The organism is Morganella sp. EGD-HP17, from assembly GCF_000512315.2.
In the GTDB taxonomy this organism is placed as follows: domain Bacteria; phylum Pseudomonadota; class Gammaproteobacteria; order Enterobacterales; family Enterobacteriaceae; genus Morganella; species Morganella morganii.
Genome location: NZ_AZRH01000005.1, coordinates 174,649 through 187,512, shown reverse-complemented (window position 1 = coordinate 187,512; position 12,864 = coordinate 174,649). Strand labels below are relative to the sequence as shown.

Genomic DNA, 12,864 nt, shown 5'->3' with positions numbered 1-12,864 from the left:
AGTTATTGCCGGATGATTTTAATTAACTGAAACAGTGGTTACCAGTGGTATGAATAGCTGAGACCAATCTGCAAACCATCATTACGGTAATCCGTGGTGTGATAACCAATATCGCCGCGAAGGGTGGAGTTCTCCGTGATAAAGTAATTCACACCGGCACGGGCATACGGTTTTACACTCTGGCTGTTGCCGTGATCATAAATATAATCAGCATCGTTCACATACTGAATATGGCCGGTAAAGGCATCACGCTGGTGACTGAGTTTAATATCCGCGCCGATACCTGCATCCAGTTCTGTGCTCTTATTAAACTGATGTTTCAAATCCACGCCGAGTTGTAAATCAAGGTTTTTATTTCCGGCACGGCCATAGGTTGCCGGGAAATCAATACCATTTGATTCTGTATATCCGGCACGGGTGACATTATGATATTTAATAGCAGCCAGTGGTGTCACCAGGGTATTTGCACTCACGGTAATGCCATAACCGGTGGTGAATTTTACATAGTAACCTTTGATATCAGAATTGCCTTTTCCGGTTTCAGTGCCCCGTTGTGCCTGACGGGTGATTTCCAGACCCTGCTGTAAAAATGCAGCGGAAAGCTCACTGTTAAAGCCGGAGTTATCTTTATTTTCCTGATAACGCAGCCATGCGCCAACACCGGGATGATTATTGCCGCGGGTGTCGTAGCCATCGGCCAGACGGGTATTTACGGCGAAATTCAGTGACGCGCCCAGCGTCCAGTTTTCTGCCGGTAAACGGAATGAACCAAATACGCCGGTGGCCACACGGCTGTTCTGATGCACATTGTCATATTGGGTAAACAGGCCGGCGCAGTAATTATCGTCACCCATCTGGCAACGGCTTTCCGCGAGGTTATACAGGGCGGTCTGGTATAAATCCAGAACCTGATAACTGCTGTTTGCCAGTTTTGTTACTGTATTGCGGGTTTTAATAATATCAACAGGATCAGAGACCGTGATACCGCCGTTATCAGCCGGGTCAACCGGTGTCAGCGGCAGGATTGGTTTGACTGGTTTGACCGGCTCTGATGGCTCAAGCGGTGTCAGTGGTTCAGACGGATCAACCGGTTTTGACGGCTCAAGCGGGGTCATTGGTGGTTTATAGTCCAGTTTCCATAGAACAGCGGATGTTTCATTATTGTCATTCTGCACATAACCGGCGACCACTTTGCCATCCGCAGAAATGGCTTCCGCACTGGATTCACCTTCAAAGCTTTCCTGTAGTGGTTTCAGTTCGTACATCTTTTTTTCACCTGAAACATAGACAAAGCCACGTGCGATATCATCTTCGTTATCGGATGAACCCACAATAAATTGTCCGTCACTTGAAACAGATGAAGCACTGGAATAGCCGCTGTTATCTTTCTTCAGGGTGCCGAGATCACGCATACCGTCTTTATCGGTATGACTCATCGCATGTGTTTCATATTCACTGATATTTGACCAGCCTACGGTAACAAGCCCGTCAGCGGATACGGCATTAGCGCCGGATTCGCCCGCATTCTCTTCTCTCAGGGTGCCCAGTGAAACCATGCCTTTATCACCGGTATATTTAAATGCCTGACCACTGCCGCTGATGAAGCGGCCGACAATTACACTGCCGTCATAATTAACGCCGTTTGCGGTGGAGGTTGCTGTTTCTGACGGATCTAATAATGTAATGCCGTCCTGTCCGCTAAAGCGGAAAGCTTTTTCGTCTGCAATGCCGATAACGGTTTTACCGTCACCGGAAATACCCAGGGAAGCGACACTGGCAAATGCCTGCTGATCAGGGATATTCACCGTATCGGTATTGGTATCATAAATATACATTTTAGAGTCAGATTTATTATTTACATCAACGATATAACCGATGGCGATATTACCGTCTGCTGAAAGGCCGGAGACATAAATACTGTTATTCCCGGCTGCATATTTACTCAGGTCAACTGCATTGCCATCAATAATAATGAAAGGACGGTAATTATCATTTGAGATTTCATAAGTACCGGCAACTACACGACCATCTGCTGATATGGCGGCAGACTGACCAATGTTTTTTATCTTTGAGACTTCATAATCCATTGCGGAAAATGCCAATGTGCTTTGTGAAGTCAGTAATAATGCCAGTAATGTTTTATTAAAGTGTTTTTTATGTGCGTAAGCCATGATGATATTTATTCTTTTCAGGTAATACGATGATGTGACTTATTGCGGTGTCAGCAATAAACCCGGTGTTAGTTAAAAGGTGTTGTCAAAAAATCAGATTAGTTAATTATATTAATAATATGTGTCCATCATAAAAATGGGGATGCAAACCAGATCGTGTCAGGCACGCGTGTGCCGTTGCGGATGACTGCATGAAAATTTTGGATTAAACCAATTTTGCGCGTAATTTATTGGGTTTTCGATCTTAAGGCAAATGAAAATTGCGCTCAGACACATTTTTTTAGTAAAAAAAACAGATGAACTGCTTTTGGGGAGGTTGAAAGGGTATTTCCGGATTATAAATCTGGTTATTTTGAATAGGTTGGAATTAATTGCAATTGACGTTGTATTTATGGCAGATCTGTTTTATGAAAGGTATAGTGTTGTAAGGGTAAAAGCTGAGTAATAACATGATGATACCGTGTTTGTTGCGTTACGTCATACTTTCAGTGATAAAGCATTATCAACTGATTGGCAGCATCCGATGAATTGTTTCAGTTCGGTTGCGGGAATGTGTTTTTTCCCCGGTGAAGAGCAAAACGGATAAAAAATACGTCAGATCTGAATGCAGAGCACTGCCTTGTCTGCTGAGCGGGTGACACTGATGGTCATCAAAAAAAGAGTCCGGTAACAGTATATTTATTGACTAAATGAATAAGTAATATCATTATATCGTGATGGGTTTCACATAACTAAAAATAAAATGAGTAAAATGATGGATCTTGAACGAGATGGGTAACAAACACGGACTGGTATTTCTTGAACAGACGGTGAAGGGGATATTCAGGGTATTACTCGCGGCGGTTGTAATTGTATTTTTATTTTCGGTTATTCTCTTTTCTGTGCTTTGAACGATGTTGCTTCAGTTTTAGTACTGAACAGCCCGGAAGGATATATTCCTCTCATTTGACTCTGATATTGATATGTCGGCTGAGCTGATATATCAATATCATGTCAGAGTTTCTGTTAATATTATATTTTCGTGATGTCATTTTTTTAAATTCCCCCTCAGCCCCCCTCCCCGACTAAATATCATAATTTAATGGTAATATTAACCTGTGCGATTATCGTTTAAAGATATTTAAATTTTTATTTCCGTCTGATTTTATAAAAATATTGACCATTAATAATGGAATTTTTTATTCTCGCTATTAATATTTACGCCATAAATGAGTCAAATTTTGTTATGTGTGAATATAATTTACACGCGGTAATAATTGAGGTTTTTATGAATAAAGTAAAATCAGGAACGTTTAATAGACCTAAGTCATGGAGGAGTAAAGGAGTCGCTGGTGATATTTATTATTACCAGGGAAAAGGGATGTTTTTTAAATTAAAGCGTGATGGCAACCCATCTGATAATAATTGGTACTTTCCGACTGAATCTGAGAGTAATAGATACTGGGATTGGGTGGGGTATTTTTCCGGAACTATGTTTGAGCCAAAAATTTGGCGTGAATACGGTGTTCCCGGGTGTATTTACTATGAAAAAGAATATGGTTATTTGCGTCTGAAGAAAGAAGGTAATCCATCTGAAAATAAATGGTATTTCCCATCTGGTGGTAAGTCCAATGAATATTGGGACTTTATCAGTTTTAAAGCAGGAAACCCTGTAGAACCTAAATATTGGCAGGATGAAGGTCAGAAAGGTGATTATTACATAGATGAAAGGAATGGCAATTATTTTATTTTTAAAACAAATGGTACACCATCTGCTCACCATTGGTATTTTCCGGAGGATGGTCGGGATAATGAGTATTGGCACTGTATGGGAAAAGTGACTAAAGCGCGCTGGCTGAATTTCATTGACGGAAAATTACCTATTAATCAGATATCATTACCCGGGACACACGATTCTGCTACAGGTACATACAGTGAAGGGATCGGTGAAGGCGGAATAGTAAAAACACAGGATGAGTCTGTTTATGAGCAACTTAAATCGGGCGTCCGGTTTATTGATGCACGTTGTCGTCATATAAGTAATTCATTTGCCATGCATCATGGAATCATATACTTAAATAAAATGTTTGGTGATATCCTGAATGAATGCAAGCGTTTTTTGCGGGAAAACCCGAGTGAATTTATTCTTATGTCAGTTAAACGTGAACATACAGAAGAGCAATGTACCCGGAGTTTTCAGGAAACCTTTGAGAAGGAATATTATGATTCTTATTGGTGGTTTGGGGAGGATCGTTTCCCTCTGCTGGAGGAAGTCAGAGGCAAAATTGTTCTTTTCAGCCGCTTTGGCGGACCCCACGGAATACAAACGTCCTGGAAAGATAATGCAACATTTGATATTGGCGAAAGAATACACGTACAGGATGAATATAATCAAACTGATGAAGTCAAAAAATGGCATGCAATAAGAGATGCATGGTATTTTTCGGCGGACAGAGGGAAACCTGAATGGATGACGATTAATTTTACCAGCATTGCACCTGAATTCTGGGGTACAACCAGTATCCGAGATTATGCTGAAGATAAAAACCCGGAACTGGCTACTCATATAATGTCCCGTGGTGAATGCTGTGGTGTCGTCGTTTCTGATTTTCATAATATCGCTATGCTTTCTAATGGTGTTATCACGACTAACTTTCGGAATATACTAAGTCCGGCAAGAGGATTGTTTTTAGCTTTTTTATTAATATCATAGTGAATATGATTATCACCCGATAGAAAAAGAGCCGGTAATACCTTACCGGCTCTTCACTATAAAAATATGTTATCCCGTATATGCCGGTGTGTTACCACTCCAGGTTCATACCGGCACCATACATGACATCACCGCCGTTTGATGTTGAGGTTGCCAGGCTGGCTTTAACTGCCACATTTTTATTGAAACGGTAGCCGCTGCCGACAGCAACCGCATTTTCGGAGTTATATCCGCCGACAGCTGCACTGAGGTTAAATTTACCGACATTATACGGCTGGAACAGGTTTGACGTGGCGGCTGACATTGCAAAGCCGCGCTGCATCTTGTCATTCAGCTCATCATAACGCAGCTCCAGTTTATCAATACGGGCCGAGTTGTGTGTTGCCAGATTATACGCATTATTCGCGGTATTATTGGCTTTCTGCGCCGTGGTGTTAGCATTAATATAGTCAAATTGGCGTATTTATCCGGCTGAACTTCAGTCATTTGATGTTCATGGTAAGCAGAGTTGCGGGGAAAAAAGAACGGCGGGATGAGAAAATAAAACAGTACGGCGGACCGTACTGTTTTGGTGAATAAATAAGAGGTGTTTTGTTATTTTTTACTGCGTTCGTTGTTATCTTTTTCGACTTCAGATTTCCATTCGGACGTAATTGGTTTTGATTGCTGTTTTACTTCAACTGCTTTATTTACGGCGTCATACGCTTTGCCGTAACCGGCTTTATCCTGCACATAACCGGTGGCGTTGTCACTTTTAATCCCGATATTACCGGCTTCTGCGATAGCATCAATATTGGCGCCGAGGAAAATAAAGTCCCACTTATCTTCTTTCTCTGCAGAATTAATCATTGATTTAATCTTATCACGACTATATTCATTGCTGCTGTTTTCTGCACCGTCAGTAATAATCACAAATAACACATTATTATTTTTGGTAATTTTGCGGTTTTCACGGATTTTATCAATAGTAATACCGACAGCGTCCAGTAACGCGGTATTACCACCGACAGAATAATCATCCAGTGTCAGGTTTTTGACTTTGCTGATAGGCTCGCGGTTATGCAGCGTACTGTTTTCGTGGTTGAATAAAACGGTGGTGACGTAAATATTGCCTTCTTTTTTACGGTTTTCGGCAAGAACGGAGTTATAACCACCGATGGTGTCCTGTTCAAAACCGGACATGGAACCGCTTTTATCCAGAACAAAAACCAGATCCAAATCTGCCGGTGCCGCAGGCTTGGTTTCGGCTGCCGCAAACAGCGAGGCGGAAAATAACAGCAGGAGTGGTGCAATAAAGGTGCGGGAGAGTCTGAACATAGATATTCCTTATACTATTTCTGACAGGGTTATACGACGGATAATGATGTATTCTGAGGTGAACAAAAAATATTCACAGCAGATTTATCTGATTAACTATCACGCGGTTTCTTCCGTCCGCTGCAAAATAGCAGTGAGGTGCCCGGTGTCTCCGTGGCGGCGCAGATAACGGGAAACATCCTCTTCCCATGAACGGCCGTCGCCCAGTATTGCCCGGCTGCGGGTGGAGTGCCGCCCGTAGCGGTTCTGATACAGGCTGATTAATGTCTGGTTGATCCCGCGGATATCCGGATGCGGATTTTTATCCATCTGATGCGCTATTGCCTGCTGCACTTTTGCAATCGCGGCAGGATCCGGCTCATAGCTGCATTCATGGTACTGGCTGAGCACAATAAAGGAAGGCGGAATATTTTCGTCATACGCCGCCTGCAACCGCAGATGGCCATCGAGTATAATGTAGGATGCCACAGGCCGCTGATGTACCAGATCAGCACCGGCGGTAGTTTGCCTTCGCGGGCAACTTTACGCCAGTATTTCAGGCGGCTGCTCTGCGGCTCAACCGCGTAACGCGGCAGCAGCTGGTAACCGCCGAACCACCAGTCCGCAAATATAACCCGTCCGGGGGATTGCAGATCCGGCAGGTCTTCGCTGTATAACAGCCAGTCCGCATTACTGATATCTTTGGAGGACGGTGAACGGAAACACCATTTTTCCCGGGGACAGGGGGCATTGACAACATAAGGGGCGGACGGCGGTCTGATATTCATCGGGCGCAGCAGCCACTCTCCGGCCGCAAGCAGCGGGGAAGGGCGCTCCTGCAAATCACGGGCGAAGTAACGGCACCACTGCGGGGTTTGTTCTTCTGCCGGCAGAGCGGCGATTTTCTCAGCCTGTTGTGAGCGAAGCGGCGATAACAGATTCTGCTGAGCCGGATGGTCCTGATTATAAATCAGCCAGACACCACAGTGATCTCGCAGTACGGTTGCCCAGAACAGCGGATAACCACGCAGCTGCAGCTGCATCCGGCTGTTATGGCCGCTGAGCAGCGCAGGGGCATCGTCATTTACCGCTTCAGGATTAACCCTGACAAGCAGGCTGTGCCATTGCTGATAATCATCAATTTTATCCTGCCACCAGTAGGTTTTCATGGTATGGTTTCGCCTCAGATTTTCCGTCACCGGCACAGGCCGTTGCCGGTTGCACCCTTACATTATTTCACAGTGAATGATTATGTCTTACCAATGTCCGCTTTGCCAGCACCCGCTGACGCACCGCCCCGGCAGTTACAGCTGCGAAAACCACCATCAGTTTGATCTCGCGAAAGAGGGGTATATCAATCTCCTGCCTGTCCAGTTCAAGCGCTCGAAAGAGCCGGGTGACAGTAAAGAGATGATGCAGGCGCGCCGGGCATTTCTGGATAATCACCATTACCGCCCGATGCGGGATCAGGTAATCGCGGCATTTGAACAGCATTTACCGGCACAGGCGGAGCAGGTACTGGATATCGGCTGCGGCGAGGGGTACTACACCGGCGCACTGGCGGAAAGCCTTGCGGCACGGCAGGTGACGGTGTACGGGCTGGATGTGGCGAAGGTTGCTGTCCGCTACGGCGCAAAACGCTATCCGCAGGTCAGCTTCAGTGTGGCATCCAGCCAGCGGCTGCCGTTTGAGGATAACAGTCTGGATGGGGTGCTGCGGATCTATGCGCCGTGTAATCCGGATGAGTTAACCCGTGTGGTGAAACCGGGCGGCATTGTGATTACCGTGACCCCGGGGCCGCGTCATCTGTATCAGCTGAAATCCCTTATTTATGATGAAGTTCATCTGCACCCGCTGAAGGAAGAGCATTTCCCGGGATTCGGTCCGGCACAAGAGCAGCAGGTGGCTTACCCGATGTTGCTGAACGGTGCGGACGCACTCGCGCTGCTTTCAATGACACCGTTTGCCTGGAAAGCGACAGAGGCTGTGAAACATCAGTTGGCAGCAGAAACCGCCTTTTCCTGCGAAACAGATTTTCTGATCCGGGTTTACCGCCGGGAAGCCTGATTCAGAAACAAAAAGACCCGCCGGAGCGGGTCATCAGAAGTGATTAAGCGATTAACCAATATGTTCATACAGAATGGTAAATCCGATCAGGATCAGTACAATCCCGCCGACAATTTCTGCACGCTTACCCAGCATCGGGCCGATATAACGCCCGAGGATCATCCCTGTGGTGGCCATAATCATGGTCATCAGCCCGATAGTCATCGCGGTATGGACGATATTGACTTCCAGAAACGCAAGGCCGACACCAATCGCCATCGCATCCAGGCTGGTGGCAACCGCTGTGGTGGCAAGATGTAATGCACTGTGGCGCTGTGGTTTTTCATGGCGGGCGCAGCAGTCATCACCGGCGGTGACGCTGTTGTAAATCATGCGGGCGCCGAGAATAAACAGCAGTGAGAAGGCAATCCAGTGATCCCATTCCATCACGTAGCGGCTGGCGTAAATACCGATAGCCCAGCCGATCAGCGGTGTCAGGGCTTCAATCACACCAAAGATAAATCCGGTGCGCAGTGCTTCGCGTAAAGGTGGTTTGTGCAGGGTAGCGCCTTTGCAGACAGCAACGGCGAAGGCATCCATAGACAGGGCCAGGGCAAGGACGAGGGTGGCGTAAAAACTCATAAACTCAGTCTCGGTCGGGTAGCTTATCCATATACACACAATCCAACCCCGACCTCCGGTGAACTGCGTGTCTATGGTCTTGCCAACCGAAACGGCATCCGCACCATGCTGATATAATATCACGCAAGTATGTTGACACGGATTTTCTGTTATTTCCCTGAGAGGTTAATAACAGAACAGGCTACTCCCCAATGACGTGACCGGAAAGATATCACAGAAAATAAAAAAGGCAAGAATATATATTTTAGTTTTAAAAGATGCTAATGAGAATGATTTTCATTACATGGTATTTTAATAAGATAATAAAGACTAATATCATCATTAGTCTTTATTTCTGTAGGGGGATAAAAAGAAGGGGTTATTATTTATTATTAATCATAAAATTATAAATTTTTTGTAAATCATCAAGATGCGTGACTTTGATGTAAATTTTACGATTTTCCAAACCCACAAGAAGAATACCGTCTTCTGATAAATTCATTGTTTTTATTCTGTCATATTTAATATATGCATTGGCGTAAAAAAATCCGTCCTGCTTAAAATATAACTTCGGTGAACGTATAAAAGCCAGATAAATAGCAATGATAATACAGCCGGAAAGTAAATAAGTTGTTAACGGGCTGCCGTGTCCGGTTATATTATTATAAATAACAATACCGATAAGAAGGATAAAGATCACAGCGTCAGCGCGGTGATTACGGCGCAGTTTTATCCGCAGCTGTGTTTTGCCTTTTAGTGTGTTAACAATAAATTCGTCGTAGACGGCAAACAGCAGCATCAGCACAATCACAGCCAGCAGAACAATATCATTTACACTCATTGTGGTTCTTTTCCCCTGAAGTGAAACAGAAAACGGGAGGCGAGCCTCCCGTTTAAACTACCATACTCTTTCTGAAAATACGCGTTCGTCAGAACGTGTTTTTTACCGGTTACAATCCCAGGAAACCAAAGACATAACCCAGAATACCCAGCACAAAGAAGCCGATAATAATCAGCAGGGCATTCACTTTATGACGCAACAGCCACATACAGCCGAATGTCAGCAGCAGCGGCATCAGGCCCGGCATCAGCTGGTTGAGGATGGTCTGAACAGTGGTGATTTCCATCTCGCCGGTGGTCGGGTTTTTAATTTCCGACACCACAAGCGGGATATTCACTTTTGTCCATTTGTTCACCAGCGCACCCATGACAAACAGACCGAGGATTGATGCCCCCTCTGTCAGTTTCTGCAGGAAGCCGCCGCCCATATCCTGAACAATATCCAGGCCTTTTTTGTAGCCGTAAGCCACGCCGTAGTAACGGGTTGCCAGGCGGACCAGGTTAAACAGGAAGAAGAACAGTAACGGCCCGAGCAGGCTGCCGGTCATGGCAATCCCCGCACCGAGGGCGGCAAAGACCGGACGCACGGTACCCCAGAAAATCGGGTCACCGACACCGGCCAGCGGCCCCATCAGACCGACTTTGATACCGTTGATGGCACCGTCGTCGATAGCCGCACCATTAGCGCGCTGCTCTTCCATCGCACAGGTTACACCGAGGATAGGTGCAGCCATATACGGGTGGGTGTTAAAGAACTCCATATGGCGTTTGATAGCCTGTCTGCGTTCTTCATTATTTTCCGGATAAAGACGGCGGATCACCGGTACCATGGAGAAGGCGTAGCCCATTGCCTGCATACGTTCAAAGTTCCATGAACCCTGAAACAGGTTTGAGCGGATGAAGACACCCCGGATGTCGCTCTTTCTTAACTGTTTTCTGCCGGTTACGTTGCTTGTAGTATCAACCATGTTGCTCACCTTCTTAGTCTAACTCGTTATCCAGGTCGTTTTTGCTGCCGGCAGCGACAACGACTTCCGATTTGTTGTATTTCGGACTGAGCTGAATATACAGCACAGCCATAACCGCACCGATGACACCCAGCGCAACCAGGTTAAAATCAGTAAATGCCGCGGTAACGAAACCCAGATAGAAGAATGGCATCAGGTAGCCGGCACGCATCATGTTGATAACCATCGCGTAACCGACCACAACAATCATGCCCCCGGCGATATTCAGACCGTTGGTGACCCAGTCAGGAATCGAGTCAAGCATTTCACGGACAACATCAGTACCGACAGACACGGCCACAATAACCGCCGGAATAGCGATACGCATTGCCTGTAACAGCAGGGCACCGACGTGGATCATCCCCAGCGCGGTGAGATTTCCCTTATCAGCCGCACGGTCACCCATGTGCTGGAAGGCCACGGTGATGGTACGGACGATAATGGTCAGCACCTGACCGGCAGCCGCCAGCGGAATAGCCAGCGCGATACCGGCACCGATGTTCTGGCCCCCGGCGATAACCAGGATAGTGGAAATGATGGATGCCAGCGCCGCATCCGGTGCCACTGCCGCACCGATGTTCATCCAGCCGAGTGCGATCATTTCCAGCGTACCGCCGATCATGATCCCGGTTTTCATATCACCCAGTACGATCCCCATCAGCGTACAGGCGACCAGCGGGCGGTGGAACTGGAATTCATCGAGGATTGACCCCATACCTGCAACACAGGCAACGATGAAGACCAGGACGATTTGTACAACGGAAAGTTCCATTGTGTTTCTCCTTTAACCAGTCATTTTGCAGACAACAAATTTTGTATTGAGTAATGGGTCAAATTAACTTTCAGCTTTGCTGATTAAATCCATCATTTTTATTTTTGAATCGGTGGAGACTTTGCGGACTTCCAGCTCGATGTTGCGGTCATTCAGCGCTTTGAATGCCACGATATCGTTTTCATCGATAGAAACCGCATTGTTAACCTGTTTTTTACCTTCGTGGAAGGCCATCCCGCCGATGTTGACTGATTTAATCTCCACACCGTCTTCCACCAGGCGCAGAACATCTGCCGGGTTGGTAAACAGGAGCATGCAGCGGTCATTGGCGTATTTCGGGTTATTCCAGACACGCACCATTTTCGCCACATCCACCACGTGCGCGGTTACACCCGGAGGAGCAACCTGCTTGAGCAGTGTTGAGCGGACGGTGTCTTTGGCAACCTCGTCACTGACGACAATAATGCGTTTGACGTTGGTTTCTTTGGTCCAGCGGGTGGCGACCTGGCCGTGGATCAGACGGTCATCGATACGGGCGAGAGCGATAGTCATGTGTCCGCCCGGGCCTGCCGGTGCCGCCGGCTGTGCGGCCGGTTTTGGTGCAGGTGCCGCTTTCGGAGCTGGTTCGTCCTGTGCTTTCAGGGCGCGGATCCCTTCACGGCCGGTTTCCAGCGCCACCGCAACCAGTTCCTGCAATGACGGATTATCATCACGGCACATAAAGGTCTCGACCAGCATCGGCACGTTAACGCCTGTGACTATCTCATAATTGCTGTTGCCGCCTGCGGCCTGATCCTGTTCAGTCACAATACGGTTTGCTGCGTTGAACGGGCTGCCGCCCCAGGTATCAACGAGGAATAATACCCCGTCAGCGGTTGATAAACCGGGCAGCTTCTCATTGTACTTCGCATATAGTGTGTCGGCATTTTCCCCCGGTACGAAATCGATGAAGGAGACGTTCTCCTGTTCACCGATCAGCATTTCCGTCGTGCGCAGTAACTGCTCAGCGGCTTTGCCGTGGGTGCCAATCATAATGGCTATACTCACCTCTGTTCCCCCTTAACATCAGTCAGGATGGTTCTTGTGTATTACACAGAATCTTTTATGGGTCAGGAAAAAACCGTAAGACTCCGGTGTAAAGATAGTCTCAGGCCCGTGATACCGCTAATTATTTACGTTTAAACAGCGATAATTAATTTCGGGGCACTAATTAAATAGAAGGTTAACATTCTATGAAGGTAAAAAAACTTGCTTTCCGTCAGAAAACAACAAAACAGAAACATTAAACACTTAATTATAGTTAATTATTGTGTTGAATGAGCTATTTGTCAGAGTGATGAGGTGATATTTGACTGTTTTGCAGAGTTATACACTATGATATTTTACATATTATAAACATTCACATCTGAAAATATTACA

Annotated in this window: 12 protein-coding genes and 1 riboswitch; of the genes, 2 read left to right on the top strand and 10 right to left on the bottom strand. The window is 46.3% G+C overall.

Annotation, left to right across the window (positions count from 1 at the left end; all coding sequences use genetic code 11):
- Positions 1–38 precede the first annotated feature (38 nt).
- The gene (locus tag X965_RS07700) at positions 39–2,171 is read right to left on the bottom strand and encodes an autotransporter domain-containing protein (RefSeq protein WP_036417622.1); all 2,133 of its coding nucleotides are present in this window, start codon (positions 2,169–2,171) and stop codon (positions 39–41) included.
- Between the two features lie 1,168 nt (positions 2,172–3,339).
- Between X965_RS07700 and X965_RS19525 the strand changes: the two genes are divergently transcribed.
- A complete protein-coding gene (locus tag X965_RS19525) occupies positions 3,340–4,863 on the top strand; it encodes a phosphatidylinositol-specific phospholipase C (protein WP_230679333.1) in 1,524 nt (507 codons plus the stop codon).
- A 91-nt stretch (positions 4,864–4,954) separates the two neighbouring features.
- Here the strand turns inward: X965_RS19525 and X965_RS07685 are convergent, their stop codons facing one another.
- The 4 genes from X965_RS07685 to X965_RS07675 all read right to left on the bottom strand — a co-directional run bounded on the left by X965_RS07685 (position 4,955) and on the right by X965_RS07675 (position 7,328).
- Positions 4,955–5,185, bottom strand: a complete 231-nt coding sequence (locus tag X965_RS07685; protein WP_004237393.1) for a YadA C-terminal domain-containing protein — start codon at positions 5,183–5,185, stop codon at positions 4,955–4,957.
- A gap of 272 nt (positions 5,186–5,457) precedes the next feature.
- On the bottom strand, positions 5,458–6,180 hold the full coding sequence (locus X965_RS07680; protein WP_004237392.1) for a vWA domain-containing protein: 723 nt from the start codon (positions 6,178–6,180) through the stop codon (positions 5,458–5,460).
- 99 nt (positions 6,181–6,279) lie between these two features.
- Positions 6,280–6,489: a hypothetical protein gene (locus X965_RS19745; RefSeq protein ID WP_253280768.1), complete on the bottom strand. Its 210-nt coding sequence runs from the start codon at positions 6,487–6,489 to the stop codon at positions 6,280–6,282.
- Between the two features lie 8 nt (positions 6,490–6,497).
- A complete protein-coding gene (locus X965_RS07675) occupies positions 6,498–7,328 on the bottom strand; it encodes a hypothetical protein (protein WP_253280767.1) in 831 nt (276 codons plus the stop codon).
- Between the two features lie 82 nt (positions 7,329–7,410).
- Here X965_RS07675 and rlmA point away from each other — a divergent pair, with 82 nt between their 5' ends.
- Entirely contained in the window at positions 7,411–8,226 is an 816-nt protein-coding gene (gene rlmA / locus X965_RS07670; RefSeq protein ID WP_036417684.1) for a 23S rRNA (guanine(745)-N(1))-methyltransferase, read from the top strand.
- Between the two features lie 51 nt (positions 8,227–8,277).
- Here the strand turns inward: rlmA and mntP are convergent, their stop codons facing one another.
- The 5 genes from mntP to manX all read right to left on the bottom strand — a co-directional run bounded on the left by mntP (position 8,278) and on the right by manX (position 12,492).
- Positions 8,278–8,847 carry a manganese efflux pump MntP gene (gene mntP, locus X965_RS07665; RefSeq protein WP_004237389.1) on the bottom strand — a complete coding sequence of 190 codons (570 nt, stop codon included), beginning with the start codon at positions 8,845–8,847 and terminating at the stop codon, positions 8,278–8,280.
- Positions 8,848–8,892: 45 nt separating this feature from the next.
- A riboswitch (yybP-ykoY riboswitch) is annotated at positions 8,893–9,051 on the bottom strand.
- 157 nt (positions 9,052–9,208) lie between these two features.
- Positions 9,209–9,667, bottom strand: a complete 459-nt coding sequence (locus tag X965_RS07660; protein ID WP_004237387.1) for a DUF986 family protein — start codon at positions 9,665–9,667, stop codon at positions 9,209–9,211.
- A 109-nt stretch (positions 9,668–9,776) separates the two neighbouring features.
- Positions 9,777–10,634, bottom strand: coding sequence for a PTS mannose transporter subunit IID (locus X965_RS07655; protein WP_004237386.1), 858 nt, complete (start codon positions 10,632–10,634; stop codon positions 9,777–9,779).
- 13 nt (positions 10,635–10,647) lie between these two features.
- Entirely contained in the window at positions 10,648–11,445 is a 798-nt protein-coding gene (locus X965_RS07650) for a PTS mannose/fructose/sorbose transporter subunit IIC (protein ID WP_004237385.1), read from the bottom strand.
- Between the two features lie 63 nt (positions 11,446–11,508).
- Positions 11,509–12,492 (bottom strand): PTS mannose transporter subunit IIAB, encoded by a 984-nt coding sequence (gene manX / locus X965_RS07645; RefSeq protein ID WP_170927072.1) that lies wholly within the window; start codon positions 12,490–12,492, stop codon positions 11,509–11,511.
- Positions 12,493–12,864: the final 372 nt, after the last annotated feature.